Source organism: Micromonospora sp. WMMD1102, assembly GCF_029626265.1.
Taxonomy (GTDB): Bacteria; Actinomycetota; Actinomycetes; order Mycobacteriales; family Micromonosporaceae; genus Plantactinospora.
This window is the reverse complement of record NZ_JARUBN010000001.1, coordinates 5365395-5386952: the sequence shown is the minus strand read 5'-3', so window position 1 is coordinate 5386952 and position 21558 is coordinate 5365395. Positions and strand designations below refer to the sequence as shown.

At 72.0% G+C, this 21558-nt stretch carries 22 protein-coding genes; 11 read left to right on the top strand and 11 right to left on the bottom strand.

The features are described 5' to 3' along the window. Positions 1–73 precede the first annotated feature (73 nt). Together O7626_RS24085 and O7626_RS24080 are read left to right on the top strand one after the other, a co-directional pair. A complete protein-coding gene (locus O7626_RS24085) occupies positions 74–763 on the top strand; it encodes a GntR family transcriptional regulator (protein WP_278063377.1) in 690 nt (229 codons plus the stop codon). A gap of 67 nt (positions 764–830) precedes the next feature. Continuing rightward, positions 831–1937 carry a tartrate dehydrogenase gene (locus O7626_RS24080; protein WP_278063376.1) on the top strand — a complete coding sequence of 369 codons (1107 nt, stop codon included), beginning with the start codon at positions 831–833 and terminating at the stop codon, positions 1935–1937. Positions 1938–2031: 94 nt separating this feature from the next. Here O7626_RS24080 and O7626_RS24075 read toward each other — a convergent pair whose 3' ends face one another. Further along, positions 2032–3600, bottom strand: a complete 1569-nt coding sequence (locus O7626_RS24075; RefSeq protein ID WP_278063375.1) for an alpha/beta hydrolase — start codon at positions 3598–3600, stop codon at positions 2032–2034. 123 nt (positions 3601–3723) lie between these two features. Then, complete coding sequence (locus tag O7626_RS24070) at positions 3724–4203, bottom strand: hypothetical protein (protein WP_278063374.1); 480 nt, start codon at positions 4201–4203, stop codon at positions 3724–3726. A 187-nt stretch (positions 4204–4390) separates the two neighbouring features. Here O7626_RS24070 and O7626_RS24065 point away from each other — a divergent pair, with 187 nt between their 5' ends. Then, complete coding sequence (locus tag O7626_RS24065; protein WP_278063373.1) at positions 4391–4975, top strand: TetR/AcrR family transcriptional regulator; 585 nt, start codon at positions 4391–4393, stop codon at positions 4973–4975. A gap of 103 nt (positions 4976–5078) precedes the next feature. Here O7626_RS24065 and O7626_RS24060 read toward each other — a convergent pair whose 3' ends face one another. Genes O7626_RS24060 through O7626_RS24050 form a run of 3 tightly spaced genes read right to left on the bottom strand, consistent with a single transcriptional unit; the run spans position 5079 to position 7871 of the window. After that, complete coding sequence (locus O7626_RS24060) at positions 5079–6071, bottom strand: MerR family transcriptional regulator (RefSeq protein ID WP_278063372.1); 993 nt, start codon at positions 6069–6071, stop codon at positions 5079–5081. A gap of 47 nt (positions 6072–6118) precedes the next feature. After that, complete coding sequence (locus O7626_RS24055; RefSeq protein ID WP_278063371.1) at positions 6119–6547, bottom strand: DUF6188 family protein; 429 nt, start codon at positions 6545–6547, stop codon at positions 6119–6121. Continuing rightward, positions 6513–7871, bottom strand: coding sequence for an acyltransferase (locus O7626_RS24050; RefSeq protein ID WP_278063370.1), 1359 nt, complete (start codon positions 7869–7871; stop codon positions 6513–6515). The genes O7626_RS24055 and O7626_RS24050 overlap by 35 nt, the downstream gene beginning before the upstream one ends. Positions 7872–8009: 138 nt before the next feature. Here O7626_RS24050 and O7626_RS24045 point away from each other — a divergent pair, with 138 nt between their 5' ends. Both O7626_RS24045 and O7626_RS24040 read left to right on the top strand, forming a co-directional pair. Beyond that, positions 8010–8237, top strand: coding sequence for a hypothetical protein (locus O7626_RS24045; RefSeq protein WP_278063369.1), 228 nt, complete (start codon positions 8010–8012; stop codon positions 8235–8237). Positions 8238–8272: 35 nt separating this feature from the next. Then, positions 8273–8815: a GNAT family N-acetyltransferase gene (locus O7626_RS24040; protein ID WP_278063368.1), complete on the top strand. Its 543-nt coding sequence runs from the start codon at positions 8273–8275 to the stop codon at positions 8813–8815. A gap of 78 nt (positions 8816–8893) precedes the next feature. Here the strand turns inward: O7626_RS24040 and O7626_RS24035 are convergent, their stop codons facing one another. Together O7626_RS24035 and O7626_RS24030 are read right to left on the bottom strand one after the other, a co-directional pair. Next, positions 8894–9697 carry an aminoglycoside phosphotransferase family protein gene (locus tag O7626_RS24035; RefSeq protein ID WP_278063367.1) on the bottom strand — a complete coding sequence of 268 codons (804 nt, stop codon included), beginning with the start codon at positions 9695–9697 and terminating at the stop codon, positions 8894–8896. Positions 9698–10073: 376 nt separating this feature from the next. After that, positions 10074–10535: a hypothetical protein gene (locus O7626_RS24030; RefSeq protein WP_278063366.1), complete on the bottom strand. Its 462-nt coding sequence runs from the start codon at positions 10533–10535 to the stop codon at positions 10074–10076. Between the two features lie 350 nt (positions 10536–10885). Between O7626_RS24030 and O7626_RS24025 the strand changes: the two genes are divergently transcribed. From O7626_RS24025 to npdG, 3 genes are all read left to right on the top strand, one after another. After that, positions 10886–11089: a hypothetical protein gene (locus tag O7626_RS24025; RefSeq protein WP_278063365.1), complete on the top strand. Its 204-nt coding sequence runs from the start codon at positions 10886–10888 to the stop codon at positions 11087–11089. A gap of 37 nt (positions 11090–11126) precedes the next feature. Next, entirely contained in the window at positions 11127–11885 is a 759-nt protein-coding gene (locus tag O7626_RS24020; protein ID WP_278063364.1) for a histone H1, read from the top strand. A 110-nt stretch (positions 11886–11995) separates the two neighbouring features. Continuing rightward, positions 11996–12694, top strand: coding sequence for an NADPH-dependent F420 reductase (npdG, locus tag O7626_RS24015; protein WP_278063363.1), 699 nt, complete (start codon positions 11996–11998; stop codon positions 12692–12694). A gap of 84 nt (positions 12695–12778) precedes the next feature. Here the strand turns inward: npdG and panB are convergent, their stop codons facing one another. Beyond that, complete coding sequence (gene panB, locus O7626_RS24010; RefSeq protein WP_278066290.1) at positions 12779–13621, bottom strand: 3-methyl-2-oxobutanoate hydroxymethyltransferase; 843 nt, start codon at positions 13619–13621, stop codon at positions 12779–12781. Positions 13622–13765: 144 nt separating this feature from the next. After that, a complete protein-coding gene (locus O7626_RS24005; RefSeq protein WP_278063362.1) occupies positions 13766–15592 on the bottom strand; it encodes an NAD+ synthase in 1827 nt (608 codons plus the stop codon). 266 nt (positions 15593–15858) lie between these two features. Between O7626_RS24005 and glnA the strand changes: the two genes are divergently transcribed. Both glnA and O7626_RS23995 read left to right on the top strand, forming a co-directional pair. After that, positions 15859–17211, top strand: coding sequence for a type I glutamate--ammonia ligase (glnA, locus tag O7626_RS24000; protein WP_278063361.1), 1353 nt, complete (start codon positions 15859–15861; stop codon positions 17209–17211). Between the two features lie 110 nt (positions 17212–17321). Further along, positions 17322–17747, top strand: coding sequence for a DUF350 domain-containing protein (locus O7626_RS23995; RefSeq protein WP_278063360.1), 426 nt, complete (start codon positions 17322–17324; stop codon positions 17745–17747). A 104-nt stretch (positions 17748–17851) separates the two neighbouring features. Here the strand turns inward: O7626_RS23995 and O7626_RS23990 are convergent, their stop codons facing one another. Continuing rightward, on the bottom strand, positions 17852–18394 hold the full coding sequence (locus tag O7626_RS23990; RefSeq protein WP_278063359.1) for a hypothetical protein: 543 nt from the start codon (positions 18392–18394) through the stop codon (positions 17852–17854). 499 nt (positions 18395–18893) lie between these two features. On the opposite strand from O7626_RS23990, the gene O7626_RS23985 reads away from it, so the two are divergent. Then, positions 18894–20549 carry a N,N-dimethylformamidase beta subunit family domain-containing protein gene (locus O7626_RS23985; RefSeq protein WP_278063358.1) on the top strand — a complete coding sequence of 552 codons (1656 nt, stop codon included), beginning with the start codon at positions 18894–18896 and terminating at the stop codon, positions 20547–20549. A gap of 36 nt (positions 20550–20585) precedes the next feature. On the opposite strand, the gene O7626_RS23980 is transcribed toward O7626_RS23985, so the two are convergent. Then, positions 20586–21515 carry an LD-carboxypeptidase gene (locus O7626_RS23980; RefSeq protein WP_278063357.1) on the bottom strand — a complete coding sequence of 310 codons (930 nt, stop codon included), beginning with the start codon at positions 21513–21515 and terminating at the stop codon, positions 20586–20588. Positions 21516–21558: the final 43 nt, after the last annotated feature.

Below are 21558 nucleotides of genomic sequence, written 5' to 3'. Positions count from 1 at the left end.
ACGTTAAATTGCTGTAGCAAACTCGTCAACAGTTGCAAACAGTCTTGCTATCTCATGCGCTAGAGTGCCATCCATGACCACAGCCGGGACGCTCGCCGACCAGGCGTACCGTCGAGTTCGCACCGCGATCGCCACCGGCGAGCTTCCGCCGGGGGAGAAGGTGACCGAGCGCGGCATGGCCGAGCGGCTCGCGATCAGCCCCACGCCGGTCCGGGAGGCCCTGCGCCGGCTGGAGCTCGACGGGCTGATCGAGCGGATCGGGCCGCGCACGGTGCTGGTCGCCGCCATCCGCGACGCGGCCATCGACGACCTCGCGGAGGTGGAGGTCGGCCTGCGCGGCCTCGTCGCCCGCTTCGCCGCCCGACACGCCACCGCCGACCAGCTCGACGCGCTGGACGCCATCCTCGACCGCGCCGACGACCTGCTGATCCTCCTCAAGGAGCGGGGCGCGCAGGGCCGACCGGTCGAGCGGCACCTCACCGAGCTGCTCGACACCATGCAGCAGTTCAACGACACGGTCAGCGCCTGCGCGCACAACCCGGTGCTGGTCCGGATGCTCGAGCAGAGCCGGGTGTTCTCCCGCCCGCAGCGCCGCGAACTGCTGCTGCGACGGGTGGCCGAGGACGACACGTTCGGCCTGGAGCGGTACACCAGCCACCGCGCCCTGGTCCGCGCGCTGCGCGCGGGCGACTCCGGCACCGCGGAGCGGATCGCCGTCGAGGACTCGCAGGGCGGTCTCGCGGCGCTCCGGGAGGCGCCGTGACCGCGAGACCGGATCGTGTCGCGAGCACGCAACCGGATCGTGCCGTGACCACGCAACGGATGCTGCCGTGACCACGCAGCCGGATCGTGCCGTGACCACGCACCGGATCGCCGTCATCCCCGGCGACGGCATCGGCCGGGAGGTCGTCCCCGCCGGCCTCGACGCGCTGCGCGCCACCGCCGCCCGGTTCGGCCTGACGCTCTCGTTCGACAGCTTCGACTTCGCCAGCGCCGACTACTGGCAGCGGCACGGCACGATGCTGCCGCCCGACTGGGAGCAGACGCTGCGCGGCTACGACGCCATCTACTTCGGCGCGGTCGGCTGGCCGGCGGTCGTACCCGACCATGTCTCACTCTGGGGCAGCCTCATACAGTTCCGGCGGGTCTTCGACCAGTACGTGAACCTGCGCCCCTGCCGGCTGATGCCCGGGGTCCGCAGCCCGCTGGCCGGCCGGGAACCGGGCGACATCGACTTCGTCGTCGTCCGGGAGAACACCGAGGGCGAGTACTCCAGCGTGGGCGGGCGGATCTTCGAGGGCACCGACCGGGAAACCGTCCTCCAGGAGACGGTCATGACGCGCGTCGGCGTCGACCGGGTCCTGCGCTTCGCCTTCGAGCAGGCGAGCCGCCGCCCGAAGCGGCACCTGACGTCCGCCACCAAGAGCAACGGCATCTCCATCTCCATGCCGTACTGGGACGAGCGGGTGGCCGCGATGGCCGAGCGGTTCCCCGACGTCCGCGTCGACAGGTTCCACATCGACGCGCTCGCGGCGCAGTTCGTGCTCCACCCGGAGTGGTTCGACGTGGTCGTGGGCAGCAATCTGTTCGGCGACATCCTCTCCGACCTCGGCCCGGCCTGCACCGGCACGCTCGGCATCGCCCCGAGCGCCAACATCAATCCCGAGCGGAAGCACCCGAGTCTCTTCGAGCCCGTGCACGGCTCCGCCCCCGACATCGCGGGCAGGGGCATCGCCAACCCGGTCGGCCAGATCTGGTGCGGCGCGATGATGCTCGAGCACCTCGGCCACCCGGAGGCCGCCGCCCACCTGCTCGGCGCGGTCGAGGACGTCCTGGCGTACGGGCCGGGACAGGCGCCCCTGACCCCCGACCTGCACGGCACCGGGACGACGGCGGAGCTGGGGCGGGCGATCGCCGAACGGGTCGACGAACGCTGACCCGCGCCGGTGGCTCGGCTCCGGGAGTGATCAGCGCCAGAACAGGAACCCCGATCCCCCAGCACCGCCGGGCGGCCACCTGGAGTCGAGCGTGTCACAGGCTGCATCGGGCGCCGGTGGGCGGGGATTCGAGGTCGAGGAGATATGCGTCGACCACGTCGTCGACGCACTCGCTGCCGCCGAGGAGGTAGGCGCCGTGCTGCTTGCCGTCGACCGTCAGCAGGCTTCCGTCGAGAGCCTGCGCCATCGCGATGCCGCCCTCGTGCGGCGTCGCGGGATCGCCGGTGACCGACACGACGAGCGTCTCGGGGAGGCTTTCCACATCGGCGAGCCAGGGCTCGCCGCGGGTCGGCGGCGCGGGCCACGCCTCGCATTCGCTGTGGTAGCTCCCCGCCGTGAACGTGTCGAGGTCGAACATCGGCGCGACCTTTCCGATCTCGCGTGCCAGCGCGGTCTGTTCCTCCGGCGTCCGGCGAGGGCTGTCCATGCAGCGCACCGCGATGTTCGTGTCGAAGTCCAGGCTGTAGGCGCCGTCCGCCGTGCGGCCGTAGAAGGTGTCGCGCAGCGCGAGCATCTCGTCGGCTCTGCCCGCGTCGAGCGCGGTCAGGGCGGAGATGTGTACGGGCCATCTCGCTTCGGAGTACAGCCCACCGCTGATGCCGAGGTAGACGTCCCAGACGCTCAGGTACCGGCCGTCGGCGGTCGCCGCCGGTGCCTCGACGAGCGGCTGGACGATCTCGTGCAGGCGGTCGTTCGCCGCCGCGGGGTCGGGGCCGAGAACGCAGTCGGGCGATTCCGCGCAGAGTGCGGCGAGGTCGTCGAACCGTGCCTGCAGGCCGGCGAACTGGGAGACGCGGAACCCGCTCGCCGTCAGAGCGGGCGAGACTGCCCCGTCGAGCACGATCGCGCGGACCTTTTCGGGAAACGTCGTGGCGTACATGGCGCCGAGTTCGGAGCCGTAGCTGTAGCCGAGGTAGTTCAGCTTGTCGTCACCGAGCACCTCTCGGATGATGTCCATGTCGCGCACCACGCTCGTGGACCCGGCGTTCACCAGGTTCGCGATGCCGCCGGAGCCGTCCGCGCAGCGCTCGGCCAGCTCGACCGCCTGCTCGGCGCTCGTGATGTCGTACACCGCGCCGAACCGCGGCACGTCGCCGGTGTCGTACTCCTTGTCGGTGTAGCAGTCGAGGGCCGGGGTCGACGACCCGATCCCGCGAGGATCGAAGCCGACGATGTCGAAGCGCTTGGCTACGGGGCTCGCCTGCCACAGTGGCAGGGTGGAGGCGATCAAGCTGGTGCCGGACCCTCCGGGCCCGCCCGGGTTGACCAGCAGTGAGCCCTCGGCCCCGCCCGTGGCGGAGAGGCGCGTGAGCGCGATCTGCGCCCGCTCGCCCTCCGGCTCGTCGTAGTCGAGCGGAACCTCGACCGAGGCGCACTCGAGCGCCGGGTTCGCGAACAGCTTGGCGTCCGCCGGGCTCGTAGCGGTGTCCTTGCAGGCGACCCAGTCGAGCTTCTGCCCGAGGTAGCCGCCGAGGTCCGCGCCCGGGTCCGGCGAAGAAGCGGCTGTGCACCCGGTGAGTAGGAGGAGTACGGCCGTGGCGGCCGCGGCGAGCACGGTTCCGAGATGTCGGGACCGATGTGGGAGCCGGGGATGTGATCGCATGCGTTTCTCCTCTGCCAGGCCGCGGTCGGGTACGAGGGCGCGGCGGCGGTTGACGGATCGTTCTCGGGGCGTGGGCGTCGAGATGCTCGACAGGGCGGCGACGTGACCGGTCGGTGCGGGGGGTCAGCTTCCGATCGCGTCGGTCTCGGCATTCAGGAGCCGGTGCCGGCGGAAGGTGAGTGCTCGTTCGGTCCCGGCGAGGCCGGCGGCGACGGTGAGCACCGTGTTCGCCCATCCCGGCAGGTCGACGGGGGAGACGAACGGGGCGAAGCGGTCAGCCCAGAGCGGCAGGTGGGTGACCACCTCGAGCAGCTGCGGGGCGAGGAGGACCAGATTCGTCGTCAGCACGATGACGGCGAACCTGGCGAGGGCGCGCCCGACCCCGGGATACCGGCGGGAGAGTTGGGTGCGCCAGTGTTCGGGCGTCCCTGGCGCGGGATCGAGGCGTCGCTGGCTGCCGTCCGCGCTGACCAGGTGGATGCGCTGCATGCCGTACCTGCTCGCGGCGACCTCGATGCGGTCCGGTCCGAGCGGGAACCGGACCGGCATGTCGGAGGTCTGCACGTGCCGGTCGTTCCGGTAGAGCGAGGCCCGGCCCGACATGTGATCGACATCGACCGTCGCAGTCGACGCATCGGGAAGGCCGATCGCGAATCGTGTGCGCTGCAGCGAGCCTCTCTAGCATGCTCATGCTAAAAAGTGTAGCACGGTAATGCTAGAAAGAGACTAGGATGGGATCATGCCCAAGAGAGTCGACCCGGATGTCCGCCGAGAGCAGATCGCCGACGCGGTGATCGACGAGATCGTCGCGCACGGGATCCGCTCGGTGACCCTCGCCCGGATCGCCGCACGCACCGGCCTGGCCATCGGGAGCATCCGGCACTACTTCGGCGACACTGTCCGCGAGGTCATGCGCTTCACGTTGGACGTCCTCGTGCAGCGCATCGTGCGTCGCGCCACGACGATGTCCGACGACCCGGTGGTCCGGATCACGGACGTGATCGCATTCGCCGCGCCGACAAGCGAGCAGGAGCGCCGGGAGCACACCGCTTTCGTGGAATACCGTGTGATGGCGCGCACGGACCCGGAGCTCGCGGCCGAGATCGCCGCGACGTCCTTCACGGGCGCGGAGGTGATCCGCTCCTTGCTGCGCGACGCGCTGGCCGACCGCACGATCGACGAGGAGGCGCTGCACCGCGAGGCACTCCTGCTGTTCGCACTGGTCGAGGGCTTCTCGTTCAGTTCGGCGCTGGTCTCCGCCCCGTTGCGCGAAACGGACGTCCGTGCCGTTGTGACGGCGACCGTGCAACGTCTGCGCGACGCCTATCCGCCTGCCGGAAAAGCCGTCGAGGCAGTGGCCGGCCGGAGCTCCTGAGTCGCACCTCGCGGCCGGCTTTCCGCGTGCACCGACGACTCGATCGATGGCGGTTGAGCAGCTGACCAGGGGTAGGCCGACCGGCTTAGCCGTGTACCGCCGATCAGGGAGCCGGTGGGACGGACGCACGCAGCGCGGCGGCCAGCCACTCGAACGGGAACCGCTCCGGCGGCACGTCGTTCACGGCGGCTACCAGCGCCATGTACCGGTCGAACGGTCCCGCCGGCTCCGGCGGCGTACGGTCCCACTCCGCGGCCGTCAGCATGTGCTCGGCCGCCTGTCGGCGGAACTCGGGCGTGTCCGGCATCCCGGGGCTGTCCGGTGTCGCGAAGATGCCGGTCAGCCACCCGATCCACCGGTCGGCGACCTCCCGCGCCCGCGGCGAGTCCGGCGGCACCCGCTCCCGTGCCGCGTCCATCGCCGCCTGACCGATCGGCGTGGCCGCCTCCAGGGTGTCCAACATCGGCGACGAGGTCATCAGCGGCCCGGCCCCGGTGGAGCACACCTCGGACAGCTCACGGCGCACGGCCTGCCGGACCTCGGTGTCCCGGACCAGCTCGGCCAGCTCTATCCACGCCTCCAACTGTGCCGCGGTGGGATGTTCGGGCAGCTCCGGGCGGGCCGCTCGCCACCACTCGACCATCCGCTCCGGCGGCTCCCAGCCGGTGGAAACCTCGGTCCAGAAACCGTCGATCAGCCGGTCGCGCTCCTCGTCCGACATGCCGACCAGCTTGTGCATCAGGGTGACCTGCTCGGCCGTGGAGTCCTGCCGCAGGATGGCCGACAGCACCGCGCGACGGCTGCGCAGCCGCGCCTCCTGCCGCGCCAGCAGGGCCAGGTGGGTGGCGGCCAGCTCGCGCAGTGTCGCCTCGCCGGCCAGCACCCGCCTGATCTCGTCCAGGCCGGCGTCCAGCTCCCGTAGCGTCCGGACCAGTTCCAGCCGGGCGATGGCAGCCACGTCGTACCGGCGGTGACCGGCCGGAGTGCTGACGGCCGGCGTGACGACGCCGACGTCCGCGTAGTACCGGACGGCGCTGACGCTGAGGCCGGTCCGCCGGGCGACATCCCCGATGCCGTACAGCTCGTTCATGTCCACGACGCCCACTATGCGATCTCAAGGGGCTTGAGATACAAGACCCCTGATCAGGTCGCCCGGAAGTCTCGGCGGACGGCGAGGTCGCCGCCTGGCATGCTCGTCACGAGCGTCCGGTCCGGTCCCGTGGCGGTCCACGCCGCACGGCCCGGATGGGGCGCGACCCGGAGCAGGTGGCCGTCGCCGAACACGAGCCGCAGTCCGCCGGACTTGAACGCGACGGCCGACAGCACGGTGCTGCCGAACAGCACGAGACCTGCCGCGACGTCCTGGTGCTCCGGGTCGAGCCGGACCTCGTCCGGCCGGTCGGCGAGGTTGACCCAGCCCAGTCTGGCGACGTTGCTGATCCGCACCCCGGCCACCTCACCAAGGTCGAGCCCGAACGCGGAACCGACCCTGATCCGAGTGACCACCAGGCCCCGGAACGGGAGGATCCAGCGGTCGTCATGCTCGGTCGGCACCGGTGGTGGGGCGGTCATCCGTGCAGTGTGCCGCTCGGCAGGCTCCGACCACACCGCATTCCCGGCACCGCCCACGAGGAGCGCGCCCGCGAGCTGCGCTGCGGGTTCCGGCGGGCGGTCGGAAGCGGCGGGCCAGCCTTCGACCCCACGCCTGGCCGGGCGACTCGACGTAGCGGTAGGTCAGCACGCAGAGCGGGATCAGGACGGCGTAGAACGCCACTTCGAGTACCGGGTTGTTCTGCTGCCAGCGGCCGATGGTGCCGTCGGTCACCGCCAGCAGTGCCGGGTGCACCAGGTAGACCGAGTAGCTGATGGTTCCCAGGCCGGTCAACCAGCCCGGTATCCGGCGGTGTCGCAACGCCAGCCCGATCCCGAAGGTGAGCATCGCCAACAGGAAGCCCGCGATCCAGCCGCGTCGGGTGAACTGTGTCCCGTCGCCGAACGCGTACGCGCTGCCCACTCCGCAGCCGAGCACCACGGCGGCGGCGCCGGCGACGACCCGCCAGTCGCTCTGCCCGTGCTCGGCCCGGTAGATCGCGGTGCCGAGGAACATGACGGCGAGGATGACCAGGCCCTCCCACATCGGCACCGTGCCGTTGAAGAGGACCAGGACGAGCGCGAGTACGCCGCCCAGCAGGGCACCGAAGAGGCGGAGCGGGCGCGGCCGGGCACTGGCGCAGCAGATCGCCACCAGCATGGCGACCGAGGCCACCGCGACCAGCGGACCGGTGCCGACCCTGTCGGAGAGGGCCGACGCGGGCAGGGTGAGCCCGGCCGCCACGCTCACGGCGGCGAGTACGGCCAGCAGGGCGGCGACCGTCGTCGACCCCCGGTTCAGGCGGACGGTGAAGAGCGCCACGACCAGCAGGTAGAACGCCATCTCGTAGGAGAGCGTCCAGAGCACGAGGAGCAGGTTCGGCGTCCCGAGCAGTTCCTGCAGCATGCTGACGTGGGCCAGGGCCACCGTGGCCACGCTCTGCTCGCCGAAGTCGCGGATGTGGGCGACGCCGAGCAGGCCGCCGACGAGGACCGCGACGACGACCGCCACCCACAGCGGGTAGATCCGGAACACCCGGCCGATCCAGAACGTCCGGACGCAGCCCCTGCGTTCCAGCGAGGCGGGGATGATGTAACCGCTGACGAGGAAGAACACCAGGATGCCGTACCTGCTGGTGTTGAGGTGCGCCATCACCTGGGGGCGCAGTTCCGCCAGGAAGGCGTACGACGAGTGGTCGAAGACGACGACGAGTGCCGCGATCCCCCGCAACGCGTCCAGCCAGCCCAACCGGGAGGCCCGGGAGGCGGCGCCGGGACCGGGCGACCGTGGCGGGGCGGAAGACACCGATTCGGGTGGTGAGTGGACGGAGTGGGCGGTGTCCATTCTGATCCCCCCGAATGCGTTCATTACCGACGATCGACGCGTCCCATCATCCACCGCCGCGTCTCGCCCGGACGGGTCGACCGGAGGCACGGGTGCGGCGTGCGACTCCGGCTGTCGTCGGCCGGGGCGCTGACCAGGCCGGTCGTCCCGTGGCTCCTCGGCCGAGGAGTGACGTTCCGGGTGTGTCGGCCGGACCGGGAGCACAGCCGGGGCAGCTCGACAGTCGCCGGACGGGACATGTCCGCCCCGGCCGCCCGCACCACCGGCATCCCGGCGCCCCGGGCCGGCACCGGCTCCGACCAGCATGCTGTCGGGCTGGTTCAATGACGGCGGACACCGGCCACCCGCGAGGAGGGCGCAAGATGCTCACCAGCCGTCTCGCCCGGCACGCGGACGTACCCGAGCTGCTGCCGCTGATCGACGCCGCGATCACCGAGTTGCAGCGGGGCTTCCTGGACGAGGCGCAGATCGCCTCCAGCCGCTCGATAATGGGCATCGACACCCAGTTGATCGACGACGGGACGTACTTCGTGGTCGAGTCGGCCGGCCGGCTCGCCGGCTGCGGCGGCTGGAGCCGCCGGGCCACCCTCTACGGCGGGGACCACTCGCGGGGGCGGGACCCCGCGTTGCTCGACCCGGCCCGGCAGCCGGCCAAGGTGCGCGCGATGTACACCCACCCGGACTGGGCACGCCGGGGCGTCGGTCGGCTGATCCTCGCCCGTTGCGAGGCCGCCGCCGCGGCCGAGGGCTTCCGCACCCTCGAACTGATGTCGACGCTCGCCGGCCGGCCGCTCTACGAGAGGACCGGCTTCGTGCCGGTCGAGCAGGTCGAGGAGCCGGCTGACGGCGTACCCGTGCGGCTGGTCCGGATGCGCAAGCCGATCGCGGCGGCGCCCACCCGCTGAGGGTCGACCACCGACCGGCGGGCCGGAGGCCGTCGGCGCGCGACGACGCGCCGACGGCCCCGGGTTGCTCGGCGTCGCTCAGCCGCCGGAGACGGCGCGTTCGAGCAGGGTACGGTGCCGGATCATCCAGCCGGCGGCCCGCGCCCGCCAGGCGAGTGCCCAGAGCGGCGTCGGGTCGGTCGACTCCGGTGTGATCCGGGCCCGGGCCGCCTCGGCGGCACAGTCCCGGACGGCGAACTCGACCATCCGGTCGACGAGGCCGACCCGGTCCGCCGCCGGCAGTTCGTAGCCGTCCAGGAACAGCCGTAGCTGCCGGGCCCGGTCGGCCGGTGCCGGCAACTGGTGGCGTTCGGCGATGTCGTCGTCGTGCAACTGGGCGTTCCACCAGGCGGTGCCGACCACCTCGTCGAGCCGGTCCACCGGCCCGGCCAGGGTCCAGTCGACGAACGCCACCGGTCGGCCGGCCCGGGCCACGATGTGCCACGGCCCGGCGTCGCAGTGCCCGATCACCGAGTCGGGACCCTCCCGGTGCATCCACCACGGCTGCCACACCGCGCCCGGCGGCGGCCGGAAACTCGCGGTGGCGGCGTGCAGGTCGCGCAGCAGCCTGCCGACCTGCCAGATCCCCTCGTCCGTCCAGGCCCGGGGGTGGACGATCTCGCCCTCGACGTACGTCAGCATCTCGTTCCCGTCGCCGTCGGTGCCGGTACCGACCACCCACGGCGAGCCGGTGAACCCGACCTCCTCCAGGTGGTGCAGCAGGGCGTGCACCGTACGCGTCCAGGGCCGCGCGGCACGCCGCACGATCTGGCCGGTACGGACGACAGAACTCGGTCCGCCCTCGGCCGCGCTCAGCGGCACGAAGGATGTCACGGAATCCACTGGTTCTCCTCGGTTCAGCGCAAGAAGCGGTGACCGCGATATGCGGTGCGGCGGAGCGCCGGATCACCGGCGCCGAAGCTGGCGGCGCGAAGGACCGCGCGGCCAGCGGGACCGCTACGACACGAGGAGTGGACGGCTCGTCCGGCGTCGGAGGCCGGCGTGAGCCGCTGGAGCGAGCCTGCGGAGGTCAGTCCGCGGCGCGGCCGCGCGTCGCAGCGGTGATGGCTACTGCGCCAAGAACGGTGCTCGTCATCGTCGACCTCCTCGAAGAGTCGGACGTCGCGAGGCTACGGCACCCCGGTCCGCCCCGCCACCGAGTTTTCCCGCCGCTCCGGCGGCACCCCGTACGCCGCTGCCGCGAAGACCTCCCGCACCTTCAGTCACCGGCCGGCGAGGCCGGTGCGTCGACCGTCCCGCTCGGCGGTGCCGACGGTGTCATCCCGGGCAGCAGGCTGTCCGGGCAGGGCACCTCGACCCGGGAGAAGTCCGCCCGCTCGTGGTCGACGACCTGGCGGAAACAGATCCGCACCTCGGTCTGCCGGCTTCCGGCCATCGCCGGCCGGGACATCGCCACGCGCACCCGGAACACCATCCGTACGCCGGGCGAGCGGCGCCGGTCGGTGCCGTCGACACTTATCACCTCGGCCCGCCCGTCGCGCGCGGCGGCCTGCCCGAGTTCGGCGGCGGTGTCGCCGACGCCGTGCACGAGTGCGTCACCGATCAGAGCGGCCTGGCGTACCGCTTCCTGTCGGGCGCGCTCCTCGATCGAGGGTTCGGTCGCCATACGCAGAATGGTGTGCGCGGCACTGCCGACGAGCAGCAGCAGAATGGCCGACACGACGATTGACAGAACCCGGCCGAGCCGTCCCGTCCCACCTGCTGATCGCATGCCGCCCACACCGCGAATTGTGCTCCATTACTCGCGGCGAAGTGGCAGGTCAGGGCGATGATGCGCCGATCGGGGCGGACTGGCGGAGGAAATTTTTCCGCCGTCCGTCCGGCGGGTCCACGGCCGTCTCGCGGGCCGCTGACGGCGGTGAATCCCTTGCCGCAGAATGCTTTCCACCGAACGGCGGGACTTTGCCGTTTCCCCGGTACCGGTTATCCGACGGGCTCTACAGTGGAAGTCCTTCCGCCTTTTTGCGCGAAACGGTAGCGCCTGGGCGGTTCGCCGTGCACAGTTACCCCATGAGCGACAGCGGGAGTGATGTGCGGTACTTCTGGTGCATCCGCCATCACCGGGTCGAGACCAGTGCCGACGTCTGTCCGGCGAGGTACGTGCTCGGCCCGTACGTCTCGGCGGCCGACGCGGAGCAGGCGTTGCAGCGGGTGCAGCAGCGCAACGAAGCGTGGGACGCCGAGGACGCCCGCTGGGCCGGGGAGGAGCGCTAGACCGGCGCGGCGACAGCCCGCGTCGACACACTCCGTGGTGCTCCGCGAGGAGACCCCCGAGAGCATGTCCCGCAAGGAGGAACACGAGATGGCCGAAGCAACCAGGGCCACCCGCACGGTAGCGAGAAGTGCTGCCGGCAAGAAGACCGCGGCGCGCAGCCGGACCGTGGGTGCCAGCAAGGGCACCGCGGCCCGCAAGGCCGCCAGTTCGTCGGTGGCCAGGAAGGCACCCGCGAAGAAGGCCCCGGCCAAGCGCGCGACGGCGGCGAAGAAGGCACCGGCGAAGAAGTCGCCGGCCAAGCGGGCGCCGGCGAAGAAGGCCACCGCGAAGAAGACGACCACGCGGGCGGCGACCGCCCGCGCCGGCACCGCGAAGCGGACCAGCCCGGCGAAGCGGACCAGCCCGGCGGGTAAGAAGACCACCGCGGCGGCGAAGCGGACCACGCCCGGCAAGAAGGCCACCGCGGCGGTGCGCAAGACGGCCGCGGCGGCGAAGCGGACCACCTCGGCGGCGGCCAAGAAGGTCACCGGCCGCAAGGCACCCGCGAAGAAGGCCCCGGCCAAGCGCACGACAGCGGCGCAGAAGGCGCCGGCCAAGCGGACGACGGCGAAGAAGGCCCCGGCCAAGCGGGCGCCGGCGAAGCGGACGACCGCGGCGACGAAGCGGAGCGGTACGGCGGCGAAGAAGGTCACCGCCCGGAAGGCGCCCGGCAAGCAGGCCGCGGCGCGGAAGGCTCCGGCGAAGGCGCCGGCGCGAAAGGCCACCAGGTCGACCGCGCGGAAGACGATGGGTTGAGCTTCCACCGGAACGCCCCGCGGGGCGTTCCGGTGCGGTGACGATCCGGGTACGCCACCCCGCCCGGCCCGCCACCGCCGGTACGACGAACGATCTGCGAGGATTCCGGCATGGCATACGACGCGAGCGTGCTGCCGGACGTCACCGGCCTGACCGTCGGCATCATCGGCGGCACCGGCGACCAGGGACGGGGACTGGCCTACCGGCTGGCCCGCGCGGGTCAGCCGGTTCTTCTCGGCTCCCGGTCGGCGGACCGGGCGGAGCAGGTGGCCGAGGAACTACGTAACCTGCCCGGGATGCCGGCCGACGCGAGGATCTCCGGCGGCGACAACGCCGACGTGGCGGGCCGGTCGGACGTGGTCGTCATCGCGGTTCCCTGGGACGGGCACCGGGACACCGTCGCCGGACTGCGCGAACCACTGGCCGGCAAGGTGGTCGTCGACTGCGTCAATCCGCTCGGCTTCGACAAGCAGGGGCCGTACCCGTTGCCGGTCGAGGAGGGCAGCGCCGTGCAGCAGGCGGCGGCGCTGTTGCCGGAGTCCCGGGTCTGCGCGGCCTTCAACCACGTCAGCGCGCCGCTGCTGGCCGACCCCGAGGTCGACCGGATCGACCTGGACGTGCTGATCTGCACCGAGGACCGCGAGCTGGTCGGGTTGGTCGCCGCACTCGCCGCGCGGATCCCCGGCATGCGTGGCATCTACGCCGGGCGGTTGCGCAACGCGCACCAGATAGAGGCGTTCACCGCCAACCTGATCGCGGTCAACAAGCGCTACAAGGCGCACGCGGGAGTCCGCGTCACCGACGTCTGAGCCGCCGGCAACGCCGCACCCGCGTGCAAGGAAGGCCCCCCGCATAGCGTTTTCTGTTGTAGCGGGGGCCCTTCCTTACACCGCTCAGAAGGTGTGTTCGGCGGTGGGGAACTCGCCGCCCCGGACCTCGGCGGCGAACTGCCGGGTCGCCTCGGTGAGCGTGCCGGACAGGTCGGCGTACCGCTTCACGAACCGGGGCATCCGGCCGGACCGCAGCCCGGCCATGTCCTGCCAGACCAGCACCTGCGCGTCGGTGTCCGGCCCGGCCCCGATCCCGATGGTGGGGATCGCCAGCTCGTGCGTGATCCGCTTGGCCACCTCGCCCGGCACCATCTCCAGGACGACCGAGAAGGCGCCCGCCTCGGCGACCGCCAGCGCGTCCGCCAGCACCTCGTCGGCGGCGTCGCCCCGGCCCTGCACCCGGTAGCCGCCGATGGTGTGCTCCCGCTGCGGGGTGAACCCGACGTGCGCCATCACCGGGATGCCGGCGCCGCTTATCGCCCGGACCTGCTCCGCCACCTGCCGGCCGCCCTCCAGCTTCACCGCGTGGCAGCCGCCCTCCTTCATGAACCGTACGGCGGTGCGCAGTGCCTGGGTCGGCCCCTCCTCGTACGAGCCGAACGGCAGGTCGCCGACGACCAGGGGATAACTGGTCGCGCGTACCACCGCGCGGACCAGCGGGAGCAGGTCGTCGACGGTGACCGGCACCGTCGTCTCGTGCCCGAAGACGTTGTTCGCCGCCGAGTCGCCGACCAGCAGTACCGGAATTCCGGCCTGCTCGAAGATCGCGGCCGTGTACTGGTCGTACGAGGTGAGCATCGGCCACCGCTCGCCGCGCTCCTTGGCGGCGACCAGGTCACGGGCGCGTACCCGCCGGGTCGCCGGACCGCCGTACAGCGTCGCCACCTCGGCCGGGGCGGACGCCATCTGGTGCTCGGACATCGTCGTCTCCTCTCGCCTCGAGGCCGCGTTCGCGGTCCCCGGGTCCTGCGCCGATCGTCCCACCGCTCGGGGCGGCCACGGCAGGGAAGAGTGCGGGTTTTCACACCGGGGGAGGAGACTCCTGGCCGCTCAGGGACGTTCGCGCCACCGGTTGGTGATCGGCAGCCGGCGGTCCCGACCGAACGCCTTGATCGAGATCTTCGAGCCGGGCGCGGACTGCCGGCGCTTGTACTCCGCGATGTCCACCATCCGGAGCACCTTGTCCACCACCTCCGGGTCGTGCCCGGCTGCCACCAGGTCGTCCCGGCCCTGGTCGCCGTCGACGTAGCCGACCAGGATCGCGTCCAGCACCGAGTAGTCCGGCAGGGTGTCGCTGTCGAGCTGGCCGGGGCTCAGCTCGGCGCTCGGCGGCTTGCGGATCGAGTTCTCCGGGATCGGCGGCGTCTCGCCGCGGCGTACCGCCTCCGCGTTGCGCCAGTTCGCCAGCTTCCAGACCAGGCTCTTCCAGACGTCCTTGAGCGGGTTGAAGCCGCCGACCGAGTCGCCGTAGAGGGTGGAGTAGCCGACCGCGAGTTCACTCTTGTTGCCGGTGGTGAGGACGAGGTGGCCATCCTGGTTCGACAGCGCCATCAGCAGCACGCCGCGTACCCGGGCCTGGAGGTTCTCCACCGACATCCCGGACAGCGACAGGTTGGCCAGGAAGCCGTCGACCATCGGCTGGATCGGCTCGACCCGGTATTCCAGGCCGGTCCGCTTGGCGAGTTCGGCGGCGTCGTCCCGGGAGTGCTCGGACGAGTGCTGGCTCGGCATCGAGACCCCGACCACCCGCTCCGGGCCGAGCGCGTCCACCGCGATCGCGGCGACCAGCGACGAGTCGATCCCGCCGGAGAGGCCGAGCACCACCGAGCGGAAGCCGTTCTTGTCGACGTAGTCGCGCAGTCCGAGGACGAGGGCCTGCCACACCTCGCCCTCGTCGACCACCGGCTCGGTGATCCCGCCGGTGGCCGGGGGGCCGGCCGGGGCGGGGAGGGCGTCGCCGATCCGGATCCGGGTGACCGCCATCCGCTCCGGGGCGTCGGCCGGCTCCGCCCGGGTCGACTCGGAACCGGTGGGCGTTCCGGCCCGGCCCTCGGGCAGGTCGGTGCCGCCGTCGGAGGACTCGGTGCGGGCCTCGGGCAGGTCGAGGTCGTGCAGCAGCAGGTGGTCGACGAACTGCGGGGCGCGGGCCAGCAGGGTGCCGTCGGCGGCCACGATCATCGAGTCGCCGTCGAAGACCAGCTCGTCCTGGCCGCCGACCATGTTGACGTACGCCACCGTCGCGTCGGCCTCGGCGGCCCGGCGGCGGACCAGCGGCAGGCGTACGTCGTCCTTGTTCAGCTCGTACGGCGAGCCGTTGATGTTGACGACCAGCCCGACCCCGGCGCGGCGGGCGACGGTGAACGGACCGCCGGCCTGCCACAGGTCCTCGCAGATGGTCAGCGCGACGTCGACACCGCCGACCCGGACCACCGTGAGCGTGTCACCGGGCACGAAGTAGCGGTCCTCGTCGAAGACCCCGTAGTTCGGCAGGTGGTGCTTGAAGTAGCGGGCCATCACCCGCCCGCCGTGCAGCACGCCGAGCGCGTTACGCGGCCCCCGGGCCGGGGTGGCCTCGGCGTTGGCGCTGGCCGGGCCGTCGGCGTCGAGATAGCCGACAAGCACCGGCAGTTCGCCGAGCCCGTCCGCGGCGAGGTCGGCGGCGAGCCGGTCGAGGGCGGCCCGGGAGGCGGCGACGAAGGAGTCCCGGAAGACCAGGTCCTCGACCGGATAGCCGGTCAGCATCATCTCCGGGAAGGCGACCAGCTGTGCGCCGGCTCCGGCGGCTGTCCGGGACCGCTGCCGGATCAGGGCCGCGTTGCCGGCGATGTCGCCGACGGTGGGGTTGACCTGGGCCAGGGCGATGCGCAAGCTCGGCATGCTTCCATCTTGCCCCAGCCGGCCGGAGCCGGCTCGGCGCGGCGGGCGGCTCCGGCCGTGGCGCCGCTCACCTCCCGCGCGCCTCCTCCGAGTCGGTCGTCGGGCTATCTTTGGGACGAACGCCGAGCGAGTACGCAGGCCGGGCCACCCCGCGCATCGGTCCCGGTCTAGTTCACGTAACGTCTGCGTAACGGAACCGGTGAAGACTGGACCGCTAGGCCGTGCTCAGGCTGGGCCGGTCCGGACAGAGTGTGCGAGGGGTTGAGGTGGACCGTCAGCAGGAGTTCGTGCTCCGCACGCTGGAAGAGCGTGACATCCGTTTCGTCCGGTTGTGGTTCACCGACGTACTTGGCACGCTGAAGAGCGTTTCGGTGGCTCCCGCCGAGCTGGAGGCCGCCTTCGACGAGGGGATCGGCTTCGACGGTTCCGCCATCGAGGGCTTCGCCCGGGTCTTCGAGTCGGACATGGTGGCGATGCCCGACCCCACCACCTTCCAGGTCTTCCCGTTCGAGGGCGGGGTCTCCGGCGAGAGCGCCAGGATGTTCTGCGACATCCTCCTTCCGGACGGCAGTCCGTCCTGGGCCGACCCCCGGCACGTGCTGCGCCGGGCGCTGTCCCGGGCCGCCGAGAAGGGCTTCACCTTCTACACCCACCCCGAGATCGAGTTCTTCCTGCTGGAGAACGGCCCCAACGACGGCTCGCTGCCGGTGCCGGTCGACGACGGCGGCTACTTCGAGCACACCACCCACGCCGTCGCCCGGGACTTCCGCCGGCAGGCGGTGCTGGCGCTGGAGCGGATCGGCATCTCGGTCGAGTTCAGCCACCACGAGGTCGCGCCCGGCCAGCAGGAGATCGACCTGCGCTACGCCGACGCGCTGACCACCGCCGACAACATCATGACCTTCCGGCACATGGTCAAGGAGGTGGCGCTCTCCACCGGGGTACGCGCCAGCTTCATGCCCAAGCCCTTCACCGACCAGCCGGGCAGCGGGATGCACACCCACCTCTCCCTCTTCGAGGGGGAGCGCAACGCCTTCCACGACGCCAGCGACCCGATGAAGCTCTCCAAGGTCGGCCGCGCCTTCATCGCCGGGCTGCTGGTGCACGCCCGGGAGTACACCGCGGTCACCAACCAGTGGGTCAACTCCTACAAGCGGCTCTTCCCGCAGGCGCTGCCGGACCGGATCACCGAGTCCCCGGCGTACGTCTGCTGGGGGCACCTGAACCGCTCCGCGCTGGTCCGCGTCCCCGCGTACGGCAAGCCGAACTCGGCCCGGGTCGAGGTGCGCTCACCCGACTCCGCGACCAACCCCTACCTGGCGTTCGCGGTGCTGCTCGGCGCCGGGCTCAAGGGCATCGAGGAGGGCTACGAGCTGCCGCCGGGCGCCGAGGACGACGTCTGGTCGCTGTCCAACGCCGAACGCAAGGCGATGGGGTACGAGTCGCTGCCGGAGAACCTCGCCGAGGCGATCGACGTGATGGCCGGCTCCGAACTGGTGGCGGAGGTGCTCGGCGAGCACGTCTTCGACTTCTTCCTGCGCAACAAGCGCGCCGAGTGGGAGCAGTACCGCCGCGAGGTCACCCCGTACGAGCGGCAGCGTTACCTGGGACTGCTCTAGGCACCGGCCGCCCGCGTCGGTACGGGTCAACCACGGTTGTCGGGCCGCGTTATCGTCCCTGACGACGCGGCCCCCTCCTACGGCCGCCCACACCCGATGGGAGACAGTCGGTGGTCGAGGACCTGCTCGTGGGAGCCTGGCAGAGCATCGTGTTCGGCGCGGTCGGCATCGCCTTGATGGCAGCCGGTTTCGGGCTGATCGACCTGCTCACCCCAGGCCGGCTGCGCGAGCTGATCTGGGTACGCCGCAACGGCAACGCCGCGCTGCTGCTGCTCGCCAACCAACTCGGTATCGCGGCGATCGTCTTCACCGCGATCCTGACCAGCTACACCGACTTCGCCAAGGGGCTCGCCTCGACCGTCGTGTTCGGAGTGGTCGGGCTCGGCGTGATGGCGCTCGGCTTCTTGGTGCTGGACTGGCTCACCCCGGGCCGGCTCGGCGAGGTGATCTGCACCGACGAACCGCACCCGGCCGCCCGGGTAAGTGCCGCCACCCACTTCGGCGCCGCGCTCATCGTCTGCGCCTGCATCGCCTGACGCCGCACCGCCTGGGCTCCCGCACCGCCTGGGCTCGCACTCCTTTTCCCGGGTGACCCGGGCCGGACGCCGGACGAGGCACCCGACCCGGGCGACCGGTGTAACTACTTCGCGGCCGGGCTGTCCGACCCGGCGCCGTCGGCCGGGGCACCGGCCGGACCGCCGTGCATCGGGCCGCCCCGGTGCCCGCCGCCCCAGGCCGGGAAGACGCCCGCCTCGGCCGCCGCGAGGATGGCGTCGGCCTGCTCCCGGGTCAGCTTGCCGTCCGCGACCGCCTTGTCGAGCCGCTCCTTCAGCATCGCCTCGCGGTCAACCTTCGACCGTGCGTCGGGCCTGTCCCCGCGCTGCTCGGCCCGGCCCTTCCAGTCGGCCCGATGCTGCTCCCTGATCTTCGCCAGGGCCGCCTCGACCTTCTCCTGCGGCACGCCCAACTCCTCGGCGAGCTGCCCGGCCAGCTTGCCGCGCTGCTCTGCCCAGTCCTTCGTGTGCTTGGGTCCGGTCCTGCCGCTGTCGGCCGAGGTCGAGCTCGACGGCGCCGGGGCGGGCGTCGCCCCGTCCTCGGCGAACGCCACCGCCGGCGCCGCGAGACCCACCGTGAGCACCCCGGCGGCGACCAGGCCGCCGACGACCCTCTTCCGGGAAAACATGCTGTTCATAGTGCGGATTACCCCCTGTTGTCCGCGCGTCGACGGGACGCGTACCGGTACCAATCCGCCCAGACTGCGGCATCCACCTGGAGCGGAGCCCGGAGAGACCTGGCAGCCGACTGAAAATCTCCCGGCCACCTGGCAATCCGCTGAGACGACGCGAGAATCCGGGGACAGCGGGCTGGGTGACCTTCGCTCACAGCGGGCTGGATGAACCTCCCGCACAGCGGGCTGGATGAACCTCCCGCACAGCGGGCTGGATGAACCTCCCGCTCTGCGACGATTGTCGCTCCTGTCGGGAAGGCGGCTGCGGACAGTGGTCTTCGCGGGCGGCCAATATGCTCTCCCGCGCCCACCCGATCCGCCCCGCGCACCGACGCTCCCGTCGCCGGCCGTCCGGCGAGGAACGCCGTCGAACCGGGTGCCCGATCGGGGCCACCGCGGAAGCGCCCCGGCGCTGGTCGCCGCGCGGGCAGCACGGTCGGTAGGGAGGGGACAGATGGCGGATCGGTCGGTCCGGTGGTCACGGCGGACGACGCTGACGGTGTTCGGGGCCGGTGCGCTGGGTGCGCTGGGAACCGCCGGTTACGGGATTCTCCGGACCGACAGCGCGGCGGACCTGACCCGGGCGGGTGCCTGGGGAGGGTCGGCGCCGGCCGCCGCCAGCGGATCCGGCGGCACCGCCTCTGCCGTCGCGGTGAGCGACCCCTACTATCCCGGTGACGCGGAACCCGGGCCGGCCGGCCCGGCCCCGCGACGTGCCTCCGGAGGCGGGCCGTCGCCGGTCGGCCGGGAGAACTCCCGGCCCGGAACGGCCGGGTTCGGCACCGAGCAACACCGGTTCGGCGACGACGTGCACGGCCAGATCGCCGGCTACACCTCGTCCAGCGGGGTCGAGATCGGTGCCGAACTGGGCTTCCACGTCTCGGTCGCACCGGCGCAGCAGTACCGGATCCAGCTCTACCGGGTGGGCCACTACGGCGGACTCGGCGGACGGCTCGTCGCGACCAGCCCCTGGCTGGCCGGGCGCCGGCAGCCGCCGCCGACCGTGGCGGCGCAGACCCGGATGGTGCACTGCGACTGGCCGGTCGGCTGGCGGGCGCGGGTGGGCCGGGACTGGGTCAGCGGCTACTACCTGGCGCTGTTGACGAACGCCGCCGGCTGGTCCCGGTGGATCCCGTTCGTGGTCCGCGACCCGAAACGGCTCGCGGCCGGACTGGTGGTCGTGCCGACCGGCACCTACCAGGCGTACAACCTCTGGCCGAACGACGGCCGCACCGGCACCAGTCTCTACCGGGGCTTCGACCCGGCCGGCCAGCTCGACTCGGAGCTGCGGGCGACGGCGGTCTGCCACGACCGGCCGTACCACGACAGCGGGCTGCCGAGACAGGCCCGCAACGACATCGGCTTCGTACGGTGGATGGAGGAGCACGGCTACGACGTGACCTATGCCACCAGCGAGGACCTGCACACCGGCCGGGTCGACCCACGGCGCTACTGGGCGGTGGTCTTCTGCGGGCACGACGAGTACTGGTCCGTCGAGATGCGCCGGGCCGCGGCCGCCGCCCGGGACGCCGGGACGAGCCTCGTCTTCCTCGCCGCGAACAACTGCTACTGGCGCATCCGGTACGGCGGCGCGGACAGCCGTACCCCGGAACGGGTGGTCGAGTGCGCCAAGACCCTGCCGCCGTGGCTCGGCGAGGTCCCGCTGACGACCCGGTGGCGCAACGCGGGCAGCCCCGAGCAGCAACTACTCGGCGGACAGTACGTCAGCATCGTCGACGGGCAGGTGCCGCTGGTGGTGCGCGAGAGCCGGCACTGGTTCTGGGCCGGCACCGGCGTACGCGACGGCGACCAGATCCCCCGGGTCGTGTACGGCGAGGCCGACCGGGTGCAACGGAGCCTGCGAGGTCCCCGGGCCGCAGACCGGATCCTGCTCTCCGACTCGCCTTACCGGCGCGGCGGCCGCACCTACCGGCAACAGACCTCGCTCTACCGGACCGACTCCGGGGCCTGGGTCTTCGACGCCGGCTCGCTCGGCTGGACCCGGGCCCTGTACGCCACCGGATTCGTCGACTCCCGCCTGCAGCGGGCGACAAGCAACCTGCTCGACCGGGTACTCCGGCATCCGGCCGGGGCGGCAGCGGTTCTCTGAGCGGCCGGGGCGGCAGCGGTTCTCTGAGCGGCCGGGTCAGCGGACGGCGGGGGAGACGGTCAGGGTGCCGGCGTCGGCGTCGAGCGTCGCCGGTACCCCCACCGGCACGGTGAGCTGCCCGACGCCGTGCCCGACCGGCAACCCGCCGAGCACCGGTACGCCCAGGTCGCCGAGGCGCTCGGCGAGCACGTCGGCGACGCCGACCGCCCAGCCGTCCGCGCAGTCGGTGAACTGGCCCACCGCCACCCCGGCCACCCCGGCGAGCACTCCGGCCCGGCGCAGGTGGGTGAGCATCCGGTCGACCTTGTACGGCGGCTCCCCGACATCCTCGACCAGCAGCACCGCGCCGGTCAGGTCCGGCATGTCCGGGGTGCCGACGGAGTGCGTCAGCAGGCAGAGGTTGCCGCCGATCAGCCGCCCGGTGGCGGTCCCCGGGACCAGCACCTTCGCCGTCTCCTCGGTCGGCAGCCGGTGCACCACCACCGGCTCCGGGCACATCAGCGCGGCGCGCAGCGACTCGGCCGAGACCGCCGGGGTGCGCTCGTCGAGCCAGGCGGCTCCCGGGCCGTGCACACCGGCCAGCCGGGCGCCGCGCCAGAGCGCGAGTTGCAGTGCGGTGATGTCGGAGAATCCGGCCACCACCTTCGGGTCGCGGCGGACCGCCGCCATGTCGATCGCGTCGACTACCCGCTGCACGCCGTAGCCGCCCCGGGTGCAGAGCACGCCGCGGACCGCCGGGTCGGTGAAGGCGGCGTTGAGGTCGGCGGCCCGCAGCGCGTCGTCACCGGCCAGGTAGCCGCGCCGGGCGTACGCGTTCGGGGCGAGGACGGGACGAAGGCCCCAGCCGGTGAGCAGTTCCACCCCACGGGCGACCCGTTCCGGCCGGGTCGGCCCGGACGGCGACACCAGCAGCACCGTGTCGCCGGGCCGCAGTGCCGGTGGTCGTACCGTCTGCTCGTCGGGCACCCTCGGTCTCCTTTCCCCGCTGCGCACCGAGCCTATCGGTGGG